This window comes from Anoxybacillus thermarum, from assembly GCF_000836725.1.
Classification (GTDB): domain Bacteria; phylum Bacillota; class Bacilli; order Bacillales; family Anoxybacillaceae; genus Anoxybacillus; species Anoxybacillus thermarum.
On sequence record NZ_JXTH01000009.1, the window covers coordinates 24,345 to 43,651 of the forward strand.

Consider the following 19,307-nt stretch of genomic DNA (forward strand, 5'->3'; position numbering starts at 1 on the left):
GGTTGAGGTGAATGACATGATCGATTTAGTAGAAATTAAGCAAGAGCTTGAGAAAATGGCTAAGCGATTAGCGGATATTAGGGGGTCTCTTTGACCTCGAAACGAAAGAAGCGCGCATTGAACAGCTAGAAGCACAAATGTCTGCCCCAGATTTTTGGGACGATCAAAAAGCTGCCCAAGCGGTCATTAGTGAAGCAAATGCGCTAAAAGATTTAGTTGGTGAGTTTCGTTCGCTTGAAGAGCGATTTGAAAATTTAGAAGTGACATACGAGCTTGTCAAAGAAGAGCCAGATGAAGAATTGCAAAAAGAGCTCGTGTCTGAGGCGAAAAAATTATCGAAAGACTTTAGTGAATTTGAACTGCAATTGTTGTTAAATGAACCGTATGATAAAAATAACGCCATTTTAGAACTTCATCCTGGCGCAGGTGGAACAGAGTCGCAAGATTGGGCGTCGATGCTGTTGCGCATGTATACGCGCTGGGCGGAGAAAAAAGGATATAAAGTGGAAACGCTCGATTATTTACCGGGTGAGGAAGCAGGAATTAAAAGTGTCACGTTGTTAATTAAAGGGCATAATGCGTATGGATATTTAAAAGCGGAAAAAGGCGTCCACCGCCTCGTGCGCATTTCACCGTTTGATGCTTCTGGTCGCCGTCATACGTCGTTCGTTTCATGCGAAGTTGTACCTGAATTTGATGACAACATTGAAATTGATGTGCGCCCGGATGAAATAAAAGTTGATACGTACCGTTCGAGCGGTGCCGGCGGCCAGCACGTCAATACGACAGATTCAGCTGTACGCATTACACACATTCCGACGGGCATTGTCGTCACATGCCAATCGGAACGCTCGCAAATTAAAAACCGTGAAAAAGCGATGAATATGTTAAAAGCGAAATTGTATCAAAAGAAGCTAGAGGAACAACAGGCGGAGCTGGCAGAAATTCGCGGCGAACAAAAAGAAATCGGCTGGGGAAGCCAAATTCGTTCTTATGTGTTTCATCCGTACTCGCTTGTAAAGGATCATCGCACAAATACTGAAGTCGGAAACGTGCAAGCGGTTATGGACGGAGAAATTGATGTCTTTATCGACGCATATTTACGTTCAAAATTAAAACAAGGGTAAGGTGTCCGATATGGGCACCTTTTTATATATTGACGACTAAAGATGAAGGATATGTGACTGGTGGTGATGCAAAACGTGAATTTGGCTTACAAATTGATTTACCGTAAGGAAGCGGTAAAGTTTCTTGCTAAGCAAGAGAAAGAAGTACAAGAACGGATAGCTATAGCGTTAAAAGGATTGCTTCACATTCCTCCTCAAGAAGACATTAAAAAAATGAGACGACACAAGGTTTGTACCGTTTACGTGCTTGGCACATACCGCATTCTTTTCCGCATTGATCACCACGAGCAAATGATTTACATCGAGGAGATGTATATTGACTTCACTATATTAAATCATTATTGCGTTAATTCGATGTCATTTACTTCCTATATCGGGCATGCTATACTCACGAGGGAAGGTGAGAAGCATGCGAAAAAGAAGCAACATAACAAATCCATTCGTTGAAAAAGTGCTAGAATACGTATATATTCTTGTCGGCTCGGCTGTTGTGGCTGTGTCATTCAATTTATTTTTACTTCCGAATCGCATCGCATCAGGTGGGGTAAGCGGCATCAGTACAATTTTACATGCGACGCTTGGATGGCAGCCAGCATACGTACAATGGGCGCTTAACATTCCGCTATTTATCGCAGGTGTGCTATTGCTCGGAAAGCAGTTTGGTGTAAAAACGTTAGTCGGTACCGCCTTTTTACCGTTTGTCGTTTATTTGACACATGACGTGGCGCCGGCAACGCACGATCCATTGCTTGGAGCATTATTTGGCGGCATCGGCGTCGGCGTAGGATTAGGCATCGTTTTTCGCGGTCGCGCATCGACAGGTGGAACTGATTTAGCTGCTCAAATTATTCATAAATATACAGGGTTATCGTTAGGGACGTGCGTCATTTTAATTGATGGCTTAATTGTTTTAACAGCAGCGTTTGTGTTTGATTTAGAACGGGCGCTATACGCATTAATTGCGTTATTTGTGACAAGTAAAACAATTGACTTTGTCCAAGTTGGTTTCGGCAATTCAAAAATGGCGATGATTATTACAACAAAAGAAGAACAAGTGCGCGAAGCGATTTTGCATAAAATTGACCGCGGTGTGACAAAACTACATGCATACGGCGGATATACAGAAAAAGAGCGCACGCTACTCATGTGTGTTGTGGCACAAAGTGAGTTCACAAAATTGAAACAATTAGTGAAAACCATTGATCCGTCTGCATTTGTCGTCGTTATGGATGCGGCGGAAGTGCTTGGTGAAGGATTTAAACGTGCCTAACGTAAAAACGATGCGATATAATAGAAGTGTATGAAAATGTTGACAAGGGGGATTTCGTATGAAGAAAAAGCTACTTAGCTTATTTGCTGGCACAGCGATCGTGTTGGCGGCCTGTGGCGGTGGGGATAGCGCGAGCGAAAAACCAGCAAATGGCGGTGGGGACACAGCTTCAGCTGCAGAAGCCGTTTACAAAAAATCATGTGCAAGCTGCCACGGACAAAACTTGGAAGGTGGCGTTGGTCCTGCACTTGATAAAGTAGGCGGAAAATATTCACAGGACGAAATTAAAGATATTATCGCGAACGGTCGCGGCGGTATGCCAGGCGGTCTGCTCCAAGGCGACGATGTCGATAAAGTAGCGGAATGGTTAGCAGCCAAAAAGTAGGAGGATGCCAGTGGGAGCATCCTCTTTTCATTTGTAACACTCTTGAAATATAACTGTAAATAAAATTCGCCCCCTTTTTTGTCGGAAATGATGATATAATGAACGAGGTAAGAATTTTGCAGGAATATGTAGAAAAACATCGAATACTTAGGTGGTTGCTTATGATTGAAATGCAAGATGTATATAAAACGTATCCGAACGGAGTGATTGCATTAAATGGAATTTCTGTTCGTATTAAGCAAGGAGAATTTGTATATGTCGTCGGTCCGAGCGGCGCTGGGAAATCGACGTTTATTAAAATGATGTATCGCGAAGAAAAACCGACAAGCGGAAAAATTATGATTAACGGCGTGAACTTGGCGAATATCAAAGACAGCAAAGTACCGTTGCTTCGTCGAAACATCGGAATCGTCTTTCAAGACTTTAAGCTTCTTCCAAAGTTAACCGTATATGAAAACGTCGCGTTTGCTTTGGAAGTTATTGAAGAATCGCCAAAAAACATTCGCAAGCGCGTCATGGAAGTGCTTGACTTAGTGCGGCTAAAACATAAAGCGCGCTTTTATCCAAACGAATTGTCGGGTGGAGAACAGCAGCGCGTGTCGATTGCGCGTTCGATCGTCAACAATCCGTCGATTGTCATTGCGGACGAACCGACAGGAAATTTGGATCCGGATACATCGTGGGAAATCATGGACATTTTCGAGCGCATTAACGATCGCGGAACAACGATTGTGATGGCAACGCATAACCGTGAAATTGTGAATACGATTCGTAAGCGGGTCATTGCGATTGAACGCGGGAAAATTGCGCGCGATGAAGTGAAGGGGGAATATGGCTATGAAACTTAACACCCTTCGCCGTCATTTTCGTGAAAGTTTAAAAAGTCTCGGACGAAACGGTTGGATGACGTTTGCGTCCATTAGTGCTGTCACGGTGACGCTCTTGCTTGTTGGTGTATTTCTCGTCATTATGCTCAACATTCAACATATAACGAAGCAAATTGAGCGCGACGTCGAAATTCGTGTGCACGTCGATTTAAGTGCGACAGAAGCAGATAAAGATGCGCTCAGAGCGAAGCTAGAAGCTCTTTCTGGCGTCGAAAAAGTAACGTATTCATCGAAAGACGAAGAATTGCAAAAGTTGATTGAAAGTTTCGGAGAAGACGGAAAGTCATTCCGCTTATTTGAACAAGATAACCCGTTAAGCGACGTATTTATCGTGAAAGCGAAAAATCCGCTTGATACAGAAAAAATCGCAAAGCAAATTGAACCGTTGCCATCTGTCGGCAAAGTGAAATACGGAAAAGGGCAAATTGAAAAACTATTTGCTGCAACGAAAACGATTCGCAATATCGGATTAGCGCTTATTATCGGGTTGTTATTTACAGCGATGTTTCTCATCTCGAACACAATTAAAATTACGATTTTTGCCCGCCGTCGCGAAATTGAGATTATGAGATTAGTAGGGGCGACAAACGGGTTTATTCGCTGGCCGTTTTTTCTTGAAGGGCTATGGCTTGGCATTTTCGGTTCGGTCATTCCGATCGCCATCGTTCTTTCCGCTTACTCGTACGTGTTTGACTTATTGTATCCGAAGTTGAAAAATACATTTTTTCAACTTCTCCCGTTTTATCCGTTTGCATGGCAGTTGGCAGCTGTGCTCGTTTTATTAGGAGCGTGCATCGGCATGTGGGGAAGCATGATGTCAGTGAGACGATTTTTAAAAGTATAGAAAGAGAGAGGGGTTTACGGTGCGAAACAGATGGGGAACGATCGTTGCAGTCGTGATGCTGTTTACAAGTGTTGCTGCGCCTGCATATGCGGTAACAAATCGCGACATTCAACAAAAGAAGCAAGAAATTAAAAGCGTGCAACAAAAACAATCATCGCTTGAAAGTAAATTAGAGCAGTCGCAACAAGAAATTGAACGGTTAAAAGCAGAACAAGAAAAAGTAAATGCGGAAATCAAAAAGCTCGATTTGGCGGTAGAAGAAACGAGCGCCAACATTCGTGCGAAACAACAAAGCATAGAGGAAACGAAACAACAAATCATTGCGCTGAAAAAAGAAATTGAAGAAGTCGCTGCCCGCATTGAGCAACGCAATGAGTTGTTAAAAGAGCGGGCGCGCTCGCTGCAAGAAAGCGGTGGCATAGTCAGTTATTTAGACGTATTGCTTGGAGCGAAAAGTTTTAGCGACTTTATCGACCGAATGAGCGCAGTTGCGACCATTTTTGAAGCGGATCGTCAAATCATTAAAGAGCAAGAGGCAGATAAGGCGTTAAAACAAGCGAAAGAACAACAATTAAACAATAATCTAGTTAGCTTGCAAAAACAGCTAACGGAGCTTCAACAATTAAAACAGGCGTTGAACGGACAAATTGCAGAAAAAGAAAAACTAATGGCGCAGTTAAAAGAAGAGCAAAAGCATGAAGAGGAAAAACAACTGGCTTTAGAAGAAGAAAAAGAGTTGCTTGAAAAACAAGAAGCGGCGATGAAAAATCAATTGCAACAAATGATTCGCCGCCAAAAAGAGCAGGAAGAAGCACGAAAACGGTCATTATCGAGCCGTGGCTCGTCAGACGTGGGCTTGCCGCCTGTGTCAGATGGGGCGTTTATGCGCCCGGCAAATGGGCCAATTACATCGACATTTGGACCTCGTTGGGGTGAATTTCATTACGGCATTGACATCGGTAAACGCGGCGCTAGCGTTCCTGTCGTTGCGGCAGCTGATGGTTACGTGTATCGCTCATACTATTCATCAAGCTACGGAAACGTTATTTTTATCATGCATTACATTGATGGACAAGTATATACGACAGTATATGCTCATTTAGAATCACGTCTTGTTGGCGAAGGACAAAACGTCAGCAAAGGACAAATGATCGGCTATATGGGCAACACCGGTCGTTCGTTCGGTGCGCACTTGCATTTTGAGTTGCATCGCGGTTCTTGGAACGCATCGAAATCAAATGCAGTAGACCCGCTAAAATATATTCCATTCTAAAGCACAGCTTGTTTGCTGTGCTTTTACGTATTGGTTGAGAAAGTGGCGCGATCGGTGTAAAATAAATACATCTTTATCATAGTTATGAACGGTACAAGCTATTCATATAATGAAAATAAACAGGCATCGCACACGGTGCGATGCCTTTCATGTATCGAAGGGTGAGGAGGCAAACAATGAACAAAAAAACAATCGCAGCACTCATGGCTTTATCGATGTTGTTCGGTTCAGGGGTGACGTATGTCGGCATGCAGTCGCTTTCTTCCGATACGTCAACGATGACGATCAATATCCCAACGACAACGGAGAAGCCAGCGAATGAAGAGCTTCAAAAAATCGAACAAGCATACAGCATGATTAAACAAAAATACGTTCATGATGTCGATGACAAACAGCTTATTGACGGAGCCATTCAAGGAATGATTGCGACGTTAAAAGATCCGTATTCCGTTTATATGGATAAAGAAACAGCGGAACGATTTAACGAGTCGCTCGATTCTTCTTTTGAAGGAATTGGAGCGGAAGTAAGCATGGTTGACGGCAAAGTGACGATTGTTGCGCCGTTTAAAGGATCGCCTGCAGAAAAAGCCGGGCTTCGTCCGAACGATCAAATTATTAAAGTGAATGGCGAAAGTTTAGAAGGTCTTGATTTATATGAAGCGGTATTGAAAATTCGCGGCAAAAAAGGAACGGTCGCTCGCTTAGAAATCGTTCGACCGGGAGTAAGCGGCGTATTGACGATTGAAGTCGTGCGCGATGAAATTCCAATTGAAACGGTATATGCATCCATCAAACAAGCAAACGGCAAGCAAATCGGCTATATTGAAATTACATCGTTTGCGGAAAAAACGGCGGAAGATTTTAAAAAGAAGTTAGCAGAATTTGAGGAAAAAGGCGTCGCAGGGTTGATCATTGATGTACGTGGCAATCCGGGCGGCTACTTGCAAAGTGTGGAAGACATTTTAAAAGAGCTTGTGACAAAAGAAAAACCTTATGTACAAATTGAAGAGCGCGACGGCGATAAACAACGATTTTTCTCAAATATGACGAACAAAAAACCATATCCTATTATCGTTTTAATCGATAACGGAAGCGCGTCGGCATCGGAAATTTTAGCGGCGGCGTTAAAAGAAGCGGGCGGGTATATGCTCGTTGGTGAAAAAACGTTTGGAAAAGGAACGGTTCAACAAGCGTTGCCAATGAATGACGGAAGCCATATTAAATTAACGTTATATAAGTGGCTGACCCCAAATGGAAATTGGATTCATGAAAAAGGAATTGAACCAGATGTCAAAGTGAAACAGCCTGACTTTTTCTATGCGCATCCGCTTCAAATCGACAAGCCTTTAGCATATGACATGAATAACGAACAAGTGAAAAGCGCGCAACAAATGTTAAAAGGTCTCGGTTTTGATCCAGGGCGTGAAGACGGCTACTTTAGCAAACAAACAGAACAGGCCGTTCAAGCGTTCCAAAAAGCAAACGGATTACAAGCGACAGGGAAAATTGATAAGCAAACGGCTAATGTATTGCAAACAAAAGTGATGGAAGCAGTTCGCGACGAACGATACGACGAACAATTGAAAAAAGCATTACAACTCATTGGAAAGTGAACAAACTCCCCCTCGCCTTCATAGGCAGGGGGAGTTTTTATAAAAAGAAGCTGATGATGCCTCGTCGTTTTTGTTTTGTTGGTTGTTCGATGATCGGTTCGGTTTGTTTTTGCCGTTCAAGTTCAATAATGCGCTGTTCGAGCTGTTGGATATATTGGAGCATTTCTTCCATTTCGCGTCGATGTTGCAGCAATTGAAAAGAGACGACGTCATCTGCTTTTTGTTCTATTTTTCGCTCAAGTTCATCGAGACGTTGTTCTACTTCTTCCCATTCCACATGTTCTTTTTCTTCTTCATCCACGCCGAGAAATTTATATTTTTCTAATTGTTCGATCGCTTCGTTCGTAAATACATAATGTCCTGCTTCATTTTTTGTGCACGGAATGTTATATTTTTTCACCCAGCGTTGCACCGTTTTTGTCGATACCCCAAGACGCTTCGCTACTGCGCTCGTTTTTAACTCCATCGTTTCACACGCCCCTTCCGATCATATATGAACAAACAGTTAGACACTTTTCATGAAATTCCTTGTTCGTTGACAAAACTAGTGTTCATTCGGCAAAGAAAGTGAATTTTCGTCAACCATAAACGTTTGAAATTTGTTACAATACAAAATAGACGATCGGAAAAAATGGAGATGATGGAAATGGAATGGGGATTGGCATGGCTGAAAGCGTTCGGAACGTTTTGGCTACAACCGTTATTATATTATGCGGTCATATTTGCTTGGTTTATCGGCTGGCGTCGCGTGCAACGAGAACGGCGAGATTTTCATACGCGCGTGTACCGAACATCGCGTGAGTGGCGTGCCCTTATTCGCTCGCGCAGCTGGTTCGCGCTCATTTTTTCAGTTGTGACCGTTGGGGCTGGGGTTGTTCTCCCGAATGATACGCTCGTCTTTTGGGCAATGGTGACGATCGTATGCAGTTTGTTTATGCAGCTTCGATTGTTGTCGGCTGCATATGTCGGAAGCATCGTCATATTTACCGTTAGTTTTTTTGCGCAAACAGAGTGGACGCAGCCGTTTTTTGCGCGTTTTTTCCCACAGATCATAGAAACGAATGTGACAGCTGTCGCGTTTCTGATCGGGTTGCTTTTGTTTATCGAAATGTGGCTCGTTCATCGGGAAGGAGCAGAGTTAAGTTCTCCTCGTCTTGTGACGAGTAAGCGAGGGCTTGTCATCGGTGAACAGTTCGTTCAGCGGCTTTGGCTTGTCCCGTTGCTTATCCCCGTACCGGGGGATGGCGTGCAATCGTTTGCGGCGTGGTGGCCAATCATTTCTGGTGGCGATACGTATTCGTTCGTGCTCGTTCCGTTTTTGCTTGGTTTTTCACAACGCGTGCAAATGGGATTACCTGTCCATTTAGCGAAATGGACGGCAAAGCGCATCGGTTGGTTAGCGTGTGTCGTTAGTTTATTGGCGATCGGTAGCTACTGGGTGAAGCCGCTCGCGATCGTTGCTGCAGTAGTAGCTATTTTATGGAGAGAATGGATCGTTTTATCCGCTAAGTTATATGAACAAAAATTTCCACCATATTTTACGAAGCGGGCGACGGGGCTTGTCATTTTAGGGGTGTTGCCAAACACGCCAGCGGATAAAATGGCGCTTTCAGTCGGGGAAGTGATCGTAAAGGTGAACGGCACACCAGTGGCGACGGAAAATGAGTTTTACGCGGCGTTGCAACAAAATCGAGCGTTTTGTAAGCTAGAAGTACTAAACGAAAGCGGGGAAGTTCGTTTTGCGCAAACGGCTTTATTTGAAGGCGAACATCACGAACTCGGACTGTTATTCGTAAGAGATGAGGGATAGATATGTGGTTTGTGTTAGCATTAATTGTACCAGCGTTGTTAGTCATTTTGTTTACGCGGGTGACGTATAACCATTATGTCGGTACGTTGCTTACTGTCGCATTGTTAGTGGCGTCATACGTGAAAGGATATACGGATCAGTTGTACGAAATTGTTGCAGATTTGGCGTCTCTCATTGTCGGATCTTTATATGCAAAACAAATGGTCGAGAAACAAAAACAATCGTAAACCTGTCCAAATGGGCAGGTTTTTTCATAGAATATTTGTTCGTATTTTTCGCTTTTCGTTTCATTTGTATGGTACAATATCAAGTAGAAATGAAGTGGAGGGACCGTTGTGAGCACATTTCAATTAGTATCCGCTTATGAGCCGCGTGGCGATCAGCCGAAAGCGATTGCGGAGCTTGTCAAAGGCATTCAGCAAGGAAAAAAGCATCAAACGTTGCTTGGGGCAACAGGAACAGGAAAAACGTTTACGATTTCAAACGTCATTCAACAAGTGAACAAACCGACGCTAGTGATCGCCCATAATAAAACGTTAGCGGGTCAGTTATATAGCGAGTTTAAGCAATTTTTCCCGAACAACGCTGTTGAATATTTTGTTAGCTACTACGATTATTATCAGCCGGAAGCGTACGTGCCACAAACGGATACGTACATTGAAAAAGATGCGAGCATTAACGATGAAATTGATAAATTGCGCCATTCCGCGACGTCTGCGTTATTTGAACGGCGAGACGTCATTATTATCGCAAGCGTTTCATGCATTTACGGTCTAGGTTCGCCGGAAGAATATCGTGAACTCGTCGTTTCGCTTCGCGTCGGTATGGAGATGGAGCGCGATCATTTGCTTCGTCGGCTTGTCGACATTCAATACGAACGAAACGATATTGATTTTCGTCGTGGGACGTTTCGGGTGCGCGGAGATGTCATTGAAATTTTCCCAGCTTCTCGCGATGAACATTGTATTCGCATTGAATTTTTTGGTGATGAAATTGAGCGTATTCGCGAAGTAGATGCGTTGACGGGACATGTGATGGCGGAACGAGAACATGTGGCAATTTTTCCAGCTTCTCACTTTGTTACGCGCGAAGAAAAAATGAAACTGGCGATTGAAAATATTGAAAAAGAACTAGAAGAGCGGCTTAGCGAACTGCGTGAGCAAGGAAAATTGCTTGAAGCGCAACGGCTAGAACAGCGGACGCGCTACGATATTGAAATGATGAAAGAAATGGGCTTTTGTTCAGGGATTGAAAACTATTCGCGCCATTTAACGTTGCGACCGCCTGGTTCGACGCCTTATACATTATTAGATTATTTTCCTGACGACTTTTTAATTGTCATTGATGAATCGCATGTGACACTGCCGCAAATTCGTGGCATGTATAACGGCGACAAAGCGAGAAAAGAAGTGCTTGTCGAACATGGCTTCCGCTTGCCGTCGGCGTTAGATAACCGTCCGCTCACGTTTGAAGAATTCGAACAAAAAGTAAATCAAGTCATTTACGTCTCTGCGACACCGGGTCCGTACGAGTTGGAACATTGTCCAGAAGTCGTCGAGCAAATTATTCGTCCGACCGGATTGTTAGACCCGACCATTGACGTGAGACCAATCGCAGGACAAATCGACGATTTAGTCGATGAAATTCAAAAGCGAATCGCTTGCAATGAACGAACGCTCGTGACGACGTTGACGAAAAAAATGGCAGAAGACTTAACCGATTATTTAAAAGATATCGGCATTCAAGTCGCTTATTTGCATTCGGAAATTAAAACGCTTGAGCGCATTGAAATTATTCGCGATTTACGATTAGGTAAATATGATGTGCTCGTCGGCATTAACTTATTGCGAGAAGGGCTTGATATTCCAGAAGTGTCGCTTGTCGCGATTTTAGATGCGGATAAAGAAGGATTTTTACGTTCTGAGCGTTCGCTAATCCAAACGATTGGACGGGCGGCGCGCAATGCAAACGGCCACGTCATTATGTATGCAGATACGATCACGAAATCGATGGAAATCGCGATTAACGAAACGAAGCGGCGTCGCGCCATTCAAGAAGCGTACAATCGCGAGCATGGCATCGTGCCAAAAACGATTCAAAAAGACATTCCAGATGTCATTCGTGCGACGTTCGCCGCAGAAGAAAAAGAAACGTATGAAACAAAAGACGTTCGCTATTTATCGAAAGAAGAACGTATTGCGCTCATCGCCAAACTTGAACAAGAAATGAAAGAGGCAGCGAAAGCTCTTCATTTTGAACGTGCTGCTGAGCTGCGTGATCTCATTTTAGAATTGAAAGCTGAGGTGTAACAGATGGATCATATTGTTGTGAAAGGAGCGCGAGCCCACAATTTAAAAAATATTGACGTCGTTATTCCGCGCAACAAACTTGTTGTGTTGACCGGGTTATCTGGCTCTGGAAAATCATCGCTTGCGTTTGACACGATTTATGCGGAAGGACAACGGCGCTATGTCGAGTCGTTGTCAGCATACGCTCGCCAATTTTTAGGACAAATGGACAAACCAGACGTCGATTCAATTGAAGGGCTGTCACCTGCCATTTCAATTGACCAAAAAACGACGAGCCGCAATCCGCGTTCCACAGTCGGAACGGTGACGGAAATTTACGATTATTTACGTCTATTGTTTGCGCGCATCGGCCGTCCTGTTTGCCCAACGCACGGCATTGAAATTACGTCACAAACGATTGAACAAATGGTTGACCGCCTTATGCAATATCCGGAGCGGACAAAGATGCAAATATTAGCCCCGATCGTTTCCGGACGAAAAGGGACGCATGTAAAAACGTTAGAAGAAATAAAAAAACAAGGGTATGTGCGCGTTCGCGTCGACGGAGAGTTGCGTGACGTATCGGAAGACATCGTGCTTGAAAAAAATAAAAAACATTCGATTGAAGTCGTCGTAGATCGCATTGTGATGAAAGAAGGCATTCAGTTGCGTCTTGCCGATTCGCTTGAAACGGCGTTAAAGCTTGCAGAAGGCAAAGTGCTCGTCGATGTGATCGGACAAGAAGAATTGTTGTTTAGTGAACATCATGCTTGTCCACATTGCGGTTTTTCAATCGGTGAACTAGAGCCGCGCCTATTTTCATTTAACAGCCCGTACGGTGCATGTCCGTCGTGCGACGGATTAGGGGCAAAACTTGAAGTGGATCTCGATTTAGTCATTCCTAATAAAGAGCTGACGCTTCGTGAACATGCGCTCGCGCCATGGGAACCGCAAAGCTCGCAATATTATCCGCAATTGTTAGAAACGGTATGTCGACATTACGGCATCGATATGGACGTACCTGTAAAACAGTTGCCGAAAGAACAGCTCGATCTTTTATTGTACGGATCGAATGGGGAAAAAATATATTTTCGTTATGAAAACGACTTCGGTCATGTGCGTGAAACGTATGTGGAATTTGAAGGAGTCGTTCGCAATGTTGAACGCCGTTACCGTGAAACGACGTCCGATTACGTGCGGGAGCAAATGGAAAAATATATGACCGAACAGCCGTGTCCGACGTGTCATGGCAATCGTTTGAAAAAGGAAAGTTTAGCTGTGTTCGTTGGCGGCAAACATATTGGCGAAGTGACAGCGATGTCGGTGAACGAAGCGTTAACGTTTTTTGAAACGCTTCACCTAACGGAAAAAGAGCAAAAAATCGCCCATTTAATTTTACGTGAAATTGTTGAACGGCTTGGCTTTTTAAAAAACGTCGGACTTGATTATTTGACGTTGCATCGGGCTGCAGGAACGCTTTCCGGAGGCGAGGCGCAACGCATTCGACTAGCGACGCAAATTGGCTCGCGCTTAACCGGTGTATTATACGTGTTAGACGAACCGTCTATCGGACTTCATCAGCGCGATAACGATCGGTTAATTGCGACATTGCAAAGCATGCGCGATTTAGGGAACACGCTCATTGTCGTGGAGCACGATGAAGATACGATGCTTGCGGCGGACTATTTAATTGACATCGGGCCGGGAGCCGGGGCACACGGCGGACAAGTTGTTGCCGCTGGAACACCGGAAGAAGTAATGAACGATTCGCATTCATTAACGGGTCAATATTTATCAGGGAAAAAATTTATTCCGCTGCCGATTGAACGGAGAAAGCCAGACGGTCGTTGGCTTGAAGTGATCGGAGCGCGAGAAAACAACTTGAAAAACGTCGATGTTCGCATTCCGCTCGGACTGTTTGTTGCAGTGACTGGAGTATCAGGTTCAGGAAAAAGCACGCTCATTAATGAAATTTTGCATAAGGCGTTAGCGCAAAAACTACATCATGCGAAAGTGAAGCCGGGAGAACATACAGACATTCGTGGCATCGACTATTTAGATAAAGTGATCGACATTGATCAGTCGCCAATTGGGCGTACTCCGCGCTCGAACCCTGCGACATATACAGGCGTCTTTGATGATATTCGCGATTTGTTTGCGACGACGAATGAAGCGAAAATGCGCGGATATCAAAAAGGTCGGTTTAGTTTCAATGTAAAAGGCGGCCGTTGTGAAGCGTGCCGCGGGGATGGAATTATTAAAATTGAAATGCATTTTTTGCCTGATGTGTACGTGCCGTGTGAAGTATGTCACGGGAAACGGTATAACCGCGAAACGTTGGAAGTGAAATATAAAGATAAAAACATTGCGGAAGTGCTTGATATGACAGTCGAAGAGGCGTTGACGTTTTTTGAAAATATCCCGAAAATTAAACGAAAGCTACAAACACTTTACGATGTCGGGCTTGGCTACATGCAACTCGGGCAGCCGGCTACGACGCTTTCTGGAGGCGAGGCGCAACGGGTGAAGTTAGCATCTGAATTGCATCGTCGTTCAACAGGAAGAACGTTATACATTTTAGACGAACCGACAACGGGTTTGCATGTTGATGATATTGCCCGTTTATTAAACGTGTTGCAGCGGCTTGTTGAACAAGGGGATACGGTGCTTGTCATCGAACATAATTTAGATGTCATTAAAACGGCAGATTATATTATCGATCTCGGACCAGAAGGTGGAGATGGCGGCGGACAAATCGTTGCGGCAGGTACGCCAGAACAAGTTGCACAAATAGAGCAATCATATACAGGGCGGTATTTACAACCGATTTTACAACGCGACCGCGAACGAATGCGTAAACGTATGCCGAGCGTATAATGCGCTCGGTTTTTTTATATGAAACTTTCTTTTCCATCAATCGTATGTATAAGTAAAGAGGGAGGAGAGGATATAGATGGAAGGAAATAAATTGCTTGCGGCGTTATGTTATTTTAGTGTATTTTTTGCTCCGTTTTTATTTCCGATTATTGTTTATTTTGTCACAAAACATGAACGAGTAAAAGAGCATGCGAAAAAATCATTATTGTCCCATCTCATTCCTATTGCGATTGCAATGGCGGCTTTTGGATTGTTTTTTATATTCGCGATCGTTGGGATAGACGGATGGATTGGTCTTCCATTTATCGGAGTGGTAGTTGGCGGCATTGTACATGTTGTTGTGATCGTTTGGAATATTATAAAAGGTATACAAGTGATACAGGAAGCGGGAGGGGTATATGAGTGAAAAAACTTGTTCGGCTTCGTCATCATCGCATGGTTGCGGGCGTGTTGAGCGGATTAGCAGCTTACATGAACATGGATGCAACCGTCGTTCGTTTATTGTTTGTCGCTTTATTATTGATTACGGGCTTCATGCCATTTGCGATTTTATATGCGCTTGCAGTGTTAATTATTCCAAGTGAGGAGAACATCGTATGAGATGGGTTGCACATATCGCAATCAACGCTGTTTTATTGCTGGCGCTAGCCGGATATTTTGACTCCATTTATTTATCGAGCGTTGGGGCGGCGCTCGTTGCCAGTGTCCTTTTGTCTTTTCTCAATACGTTCGTTCGACCGCTACTTATTTTACTGACGCTTCCTGTTACTGTATTGACGTTTGGATTGTTTTTGTTCGTCATTAACGCAATCACATTAGCGATGACAGCATGGCTCATGGGAAGTTCGTTTCAAATTGGTGGTTTTCGTGCCGCATTATTTGCGTCGCTTGCTATTTCGCTGTTTCACTTAATCATTGAGTCGGTGCGAAAAGAAAAGTAAAACGTTCCGCTTCGTGCGTGAGCGTTTTTATTTTTACGTGAAAGTGTTACAATGAGAAAAGAAAGAAGGAGGGGTTCATATGCCGAAAGTGCGGACAAAAGATTTAATTGATGAGTTTCAATTTGAGCTTGTCAGCGGGGCGGAAGGGATTCATCGCCCGATTACAACGAGTGATTTATCTCGTCCGGGCATTGAAATGGCCGGCTATTTTGCATATTATCCAGCGGAACGTGTACAATTGCTCGGCATGACAGAACTGTCTTTTTTTGAACGATTAACACCTGTAGAAAAGCGATTGCGCATGGAAAAGTTATGTACCGATATTACCCCTGCGATTATTGTCTCACGCGGATTAGAAGTGCCAAAAGAACTGATTGAAGCATCGGAAAAAAAAGAAGTGCCGGTGATGCGTTCGACGATGAAAACGACGCGGCTCGCTAGCCGTCTGACAAACTATTTAGAAAGTAAGTTAGCACCGACGACCGCTGTGCACGGTGTGCTCGTTGATGTGTACGGTGTCGGCGTGCTCATTACAGGAAAAAGCGGTGTCGGAAAGAGTGAAACGGCGCTTGAGCTCGTGAAGCGCGGACATCGCCTCGTGGCAGATGATTGCGTCGAAATTCGCCAAGAAGATGAAAACTTATTGATTGGTAGCGCACCAGAGCTCATTGAACATTTACTTGAAATTCGCGGACTTGGCATCATTAACGTCATGACGCTATTTGGAGCAGGAGCGGTGCGCCCGCATAAACGTATTTCGCTCATCATTGATTTAGAATTATGGGATCCAAACAAACAATACGATCGTCTCGGTCTTGAAGAGGAAAAGGTAAAAATTATTGATACGGACGTGACGAAATTGACGATCCCTGTTCGTCCGGGACGAAATTTAGCGGTCATTATTGAAGTGGCGGCGATGAATTTCCGTCTAAAACGGATGGGCGTGAATGCGGCGGAAGAATTTTCTGCACGCTTGGCAGATGCGATTGGCGATGCGGAACATGATTATGAATGAGAGGATGAGAGGGAATGTTCATGCATATTGAACCGCTCGATCGCGTTTTTTTTCAGCTCGGTCCAATTACAATTTATTGGTACGGCGTCATTATTGCGACGGGTGTATTGCTTGGTCTTTGGCTAGCTACGCGAGAAAGTGAGCGGCTAGGTATACGAAAAGAAACGTTTGTTGATCTTGTATTAATTGCTGTGCCGATTGCGATTTTATGCGCACGTGCGTATTACGTTATTTTTCAATGGGACTACTATTCCAAACATATAAGTGAAATTCCACAAATTTGGCACGGTGGCTTGGCCATTCATGGTGGTTTAATTGGTGCAATTGTGACGGGCATCGTTTTTGCGAAAAAGCGAAAATTGTCGTTTTGGAAATTAGCTGATATTGCGGCACCGAGCATTATTTTAGGGCAGGCGATCGGGCGTTGGGGCAACTTTATGAACCAAGAGGCGCACGGGGGGCCTGTGTCGCGTGCGTTTTTGGAAAGCTTGCATTTGCCGGACTGGATCATTAATCAAATGTACATACAAGGGCAATATTACCATCCGACATTTTTATATGAATCATTATGGAACGTGCTCGGCTTTCTCGTTTTGCTTGCGTTGCGCAGAAGAAATTTAAGGCGGGGAGAGTTATTTTTTGCGTATATCATTTGGTATTCAATCGGGCGCTTTTTCATTGAAGGATTGCGCACAGATAGCTTAATGTTGACAGAAACAATTCGCATGGCGCAGTTTATTTCATTGTTGCTTATTGCATTTGCGGTTGGAATGATCGTTTTGCGCCGCATGCGAGGTTTAGCAAACGAGCGGTATAACGATTAAACGAAGGGAGGGAAGGCGGTCATGTTGCGAAGGGGTTTGTTTGTTGGATTGAAAACGACATGGACGCTCGGAAAAGTCATTTTTCCAATTACCGTCATTGTGACGTTGCTACAATATTCCCCCGTTTTGCCTTGGGTGACAAATGGTTTGACGCCAATGATGCGCTGGATCGGTTTGCCGGGGGATGCCGCGCTCGTTTTAGTGCTCGGCAATTTTTTAAATTTATACGCTGGCATTGGTGCGATGTTAACGATGGATTTGACAGTGAAAGAAGTGTTTATTTTAGCTGTTATGTTGTCGTTTTCGCACAATATGCTCGTTGAGTCTGCCGTTGCCGCGCAAGTAGGTGTTCGTGTTTGGTGGACGGTTGCGGTTCGCGTCGGGTTAGCGTTTAGTGCTGCTTGGCTCATTCACGTCTTTTGGGATGGTGGGCAACAAATGGCGAAATACGGACTTGTACCGCAGGCTTCAACAACGCCGAATACGTGGGGGGAAATTGCTTGGACAGGAATCGAAAAAGCGTTATACGGCATTGGACAGCTTGCGTTAATCATTATTCCGTTGATGATTGCCATTCAAGTGTTAAAAGAATTAAAGTGGCTTGATACGTTTTCGAAATGGTTATCACCGTTTGCGCGCCTGCTCGGCATTCGTGAAAATGCATCGCTGACGATGGCGGCAGGTTTATTGTTTGGGCTAGCTTATGGCGCGGGCGTGATGATTCAAGCGGTAAAAGAAGATGGAGTGTCTAAAAAAGATTTAACGTTAACGTTTTTATTTCTAGTAGCGTGCCATGCGGTTGTAGAAGATACGCTATTGTTTGTGCCGCTTGGCATTCCCGTCTGGCCACTTCTTGTCATTCGGCTCGTCACAGCTATTTTATTAACGGCTGCACTTAGTTTTATTTGGAATCAAATCGAACATCGAAAAAGAAGGGAAGCAACGTATGAATATTAATACGATTTTGTTTGACTTAGATGGAACGCTTATTAATACGAATGACTTAATTATTGAATCATTTTTGCATACGCTCAACCACTACTATCCAAATCAATATACGCGCGAAGATGTGCTCGCTTTTATTGGCCCGCCGTTGCGTGATACGTTTGAAGCGATCGATCCAGAGCGCGTCGATGAAATGATTGAAACGTATCGAGCGTTTAACCATGCCCATCATGATGCGTTAGTGAAAGAATATGAAACGGTATATGATACGGTACAAACGTTACACGAACAAGGGTTTAAACTCGGCATTGTGACGACGAAAATTCGTCATACGGTCAATATGGGATTGAAGTTAACAAAGTTAGATTCGTTTTTCCAATGCATCATTACGCTTGATGACGTTGAGCATGCGAAACCGCATCCGGAACCGATTGAAAAAGCGCTCGCTTGTTTACAAGCAAAGCCGGAAGAAACGTTAATGGTTGGGGATAACCACCATGACATTTTAGCAGGAAAACATGCGGGGACAAAAACGGCAGGGGTGGCTTGGACGATTAAAGGACGCGAGCATTTAGCGAAATATGAGCCGGATTTTATGCTTGAGAAAATGAGCGATTTACTAAGTATTTTAGGGGTGACTGGCGTTGAGAAAAACTGAACGCCATGCTGTACAAGGGGCAAACTCTTTATGGCAACTATATCGAACTGTTTCGTTTTGGAAAGTATTGAAAAATGTCATCGTCATTTTCATCGGGCGGTATACTCCTTTTTTTCCGCTGAAAAACTGGTTGTATCGCACGTTTTTACGCATGAAAATCGGCGAACATGCGGCGCTCGCATTCATGGTGATGCCAGATATTTTGTTCCCAGAAAAAATTCGCATTGGCAATAACACAATTATCGGCTATAATACAACGATTTTAGCGCATGAATATTTAGTGAACGAGTATCGGCTTGGAGACGTCATCATCGGCAACGATGTCATGATTGGAGCTAATACAACCATTTTGCCGGGTGTCACGATCGGGGATCGTGCCGTTGTTTCCGCAGGTACGCTCGTACATCGCGATGTGCCAGCCGGTGCATTTGTTGGTGGCAATCCGATGCAAATCATTCGTCTTAGCGAACGCTAAGGCGTTTTTTTTATTAAATAGAAAGGATTCAAGTCGAAAAAGATCGAATGAGTTTGTAGTTGACGAAACAAAAAA

General features: G+C 44.0%; 21 protein-coding genes. 20 read left to right on the forward strand and 1 reads right to left on the reverse strand.

All coding sequences use genetic code 11. The annotated features are described in order from the left end of the window. Nucleotides 1-19 precede the first annotated feature (19 nt). The 8 genes from prfB to LH47_RS03625 all read left to right on the forward strand — a co-directional run bounded on the left by prfB (nt 20) and on the right by LH47_RS03625 (nt 7,399). A protein-coding gene (gene prfB / locus LH47_RS03590) for a peptide chain release factor 2 (protein ID WP_152619593.1) occupies nt 20-1,127 on the forward strand; the annotation gives its coding sequence in 2 pieces (ribosomal slippage) (nt 20-91 and nt 93-1,127; 1,107 coding nt in all). A gap of 60 nt (nt 1,128-1,187) precedes the next feature. Then, nucleotides 1,188-1,574: a type II toxin-antitoxin system RelE family toxin gene (locus LH47_RS17200; RefSeq protein ID WP_407637146.1), complete on the forward strand. Its 387-nt coding sequence runs from the start codon at nt 1,188-1,190 to the stop codon at nt 1,572-1,574. Continuing rightward, the gene (locus LH47_RS03600; RefSeq protein ID WP_043964805.1) at nt 1,537-2,397 is read left to right on the forward strand and encodes a YitT family protein; all 861 of its coding nucleotides are present in this window, start codon (nt 1,537-1,539) and stop codon (nt 2,395-2,397) included. The genes LH47_RS17200 and LH47_RS03600 overlap by 38 nt, the downstream gene beginning before the upstream one ends. Before the next feature lie 58 nt (nt 2,398-2,455). Then, the gene (cccB, locus tag LH47_RS03605; protein WP_043964806.1) at nt 2,456-2,782 is read left to right on the forward strand and encodes a cytochrome c551; all 327 of its coding nucleotides are present in this window, start codon (nt 2,456-2,458) and stop codon (nt 2,780-2,782) included. A 161-nt stretch (nt 2,783-2,943) separates the two neighbouring features. Next, a complete protein-coding gene (gene ftsE, locus LH47_RS03610) occupies nt 2,944-3,630 on the forward strand; it encodes a cell division ATP-binding protein FtsE (RefSeq protein WP_009362324.1) in 687 nt (228 codons plus the stop codon). Next, nucleotides 3,620-4,513, forward strand: coding sequence for a permease-like cell division protein FtsX (gene ftsX, locus LH47_RS03615; RefSeq protein ID WP_043964807.1), 894 nt, complete (start codon nt 3,620-3,622; stop codon nt 4,511-4,513). Before ftsE ends, ftsX begins: the two co-directional genes overlap by 11 nt. Nucleotides 4,514-4,532: 19 nt before the next feature. Beyond that, complete coding sequence (locus LH47_RS03620; protein ID WP_052585008.1) at nt 4,533-5,786, forward strand: murein hydrolase activator EnvC family protein; 1,254 nt, start codon at nt 4,533-4,535, stop codon at nt 5,784-5,786. A 176-nt stretch (nt 5,787-5,962) separates the two neighbouring features. Next, nucleotides 5,963-7,399 carry a S41 family peptidase gene (locus tag LH47_RS03625; protein ID WP_043964808.1) on the forward strand — a complete coding sequence of 479 codons (1,437 nt, stop codon included), beginning with the start codon at nt 5,963-5,965 and terminating at the stop codon, nt 7,397-7,399. A 37-nt stretch (nt 7,400-7,436) separates the two neighbouring features. Here the strand turns inward: LH47_RS03625 and LH47_RS03630 are convergent, their stop codons facing one another. Then, on the reverse strand, nt 7,437-7,865 hold the full coding sequence (locus LH47_RS03630; protein WP_043964809.1) for a MerR family transcriptional regulator: 429 nt from the start codon (nt 7,863-7,865) through the stop codon (nt 7,437-7,439). A gap of 180 nt (nt 7,866-8,045) precedes the next feature. On the opposite strand from LH47_RS03630, the gene LH47_RS03635 reads away from it, so the two are divergent. From LH47_RS03635 to LH47_RS03690, 12 genes are all read left to right on the forward strand, one after another. Continuing rightward, on the forward strand, nt 8,046-9,209 hold the full coding sequence (locus LH47_RS03635; RefSeq protein WP_407637147.1) for a PDZ domain-containing protein: 1,164 nt from the start codon (nt 8,046-8,048) through the stop codon (nt 9,207-9,209). 2 nt (nt 9,210-9,211) lie between these two features. Next, nucleotides 9,212-9,436 (forward strand): CsbA family protein, encoded by a 225-nt coding sequence (locus LH47_RS03640; protein WP_043964811.1) that lies wholly within the window; start codon nt 9,212-9,214, stop codon nt 9,434-9,436. Between the two features lie 108 nt (nt 9,437-9,544). Beyond that, the gene (uvrB, locus tag LH47_RS03645; protein ID WP_043964812.1) at nt 9,545-11,518 is read left to right on the forward strand and encodes an excinuclease ABC subunit UvrB; all 1,974 of its coding nucleotides are present in this window, start codon (nt 9,545-9,547) and stop codon (nt 11,516-11,518) included. A 3-nt stretch (nt 11,519-11,521) separates the two neighbouring features. Further along, a complete protein-coding gene (gene uvrA / locus LH47_RS03650; protein WP_043964813.1) occupies nt 11,522-14,374 on the forward strand; it encodes an excinuclease ABC subunit UvrA in 2,853 nt (950 codons plus the stop codon). 76 nt (nt 14,375-14,450) lie between these two features. Next, nucleotides 14,451-14,780, forward strand: a complete 330-nt coding sequence (locus tag LH47_RS03655; RefSeq protein ID WP_043964814.1) for a DUF4870 domain-containing protein — start codon at nt 14,451-14,453, stop codon at nt 14,778-14,780. Continuing rightward, nucleotides 14,777-14,974 carry a PspC domain-containing protein gene (locus tag LH47_RS03660; protein WP_043964815.1) on the forward strand — a complete coding sequence of 66 codons (198 nt, stop codon included), beginning with the start codon at nt 14,777-14,779 and terminating at the stop codon, nt 14,972-14,974. The genes LH47_RS03655 and LH47_RS03660 overlap by 4 nt, the downstream gene beginning before the upstream one ends. Continuing rightward, nucleotides 14,971-15,315, forward strand: a complete 345-nt coding sequence (locus LH47_RS03665; protein ID WP_043964816.1) for a phage holin family protein — start codon at nt 14,971-14,973, stop codon at nt 15,313-15,315. The genes LH47_RS03660 and LH47_RS03665 overlap by 4 nt, the downstream gene beginning before the upstream one ends. Before the next feature lie 79 nt (nt 15,316-15,394). After that, nucleotides 15,395-16,330, forward strand: a complete 936-nt coding sequence (gene hprK, locus LH47_RS03670) for an HPr(Ser) kinase/phosphatase (RefSeq protein ID WP_043964817.1) — start codon at nt 15,395-15,397, stop codon at nt 16,328-16,330. Nucleotides 16,331-16,344: 14 nt separating this feature from the next. Further along, a complete protein-coding gene (gene lgt, locus LH47_RS03675; RefSeq protein ID WP_043964818.1) occupies nt 16,345-17,154 on the forward strand; it encodes a prolipoprotein diacylglyceryl transferase in 810 nt (269 codons plus the stop codon). Between the two features lie 21 nt (nt 17,155-17,175). Beyond that, complete coding sequence (locus tag LH47_RS03680) at nt 17,176-18,111, forward strand: nucleoside recognition domain-containing protein (protein ID WP_043964819.1); 936 nt, start codon at nt 17,176-17,178, stop codon at nt 18,109-18,111. Beyond that, the gene (gene ppaX, locus LH47_RS03685; protein ID WP_043964820.1) at nt 18,101-18,757 is read left to right on the forward strand and encodes a pyrophosphatase PpaX; all 657 of its coding nucleotides are present in this window, start codon (nt 18,101-18,103) and stop codon (nt 18,755-18,757) included. The genes LH47_RS03680 and ppaX overlap by 11 nt, the downstream gene beginning before the upstream one ends. Next, nucleotides 18,744-19,232: an acyltransferase gene (locus LH47_RS03690; protein ID WP_043964821.1), complete on the forward strand. Its 489-nt coding sequence runs from the start codon at nt 18,744-18,746 to the stop codon at nt 19,230-19,232. The genes ppaX and LH47_RS03690 overlap by 14 nt, the downstream gene beginning before the upstream one ends. The last annotated feature ends 75 nt before the right edge of the window (nt 19,233-19,307 follow it).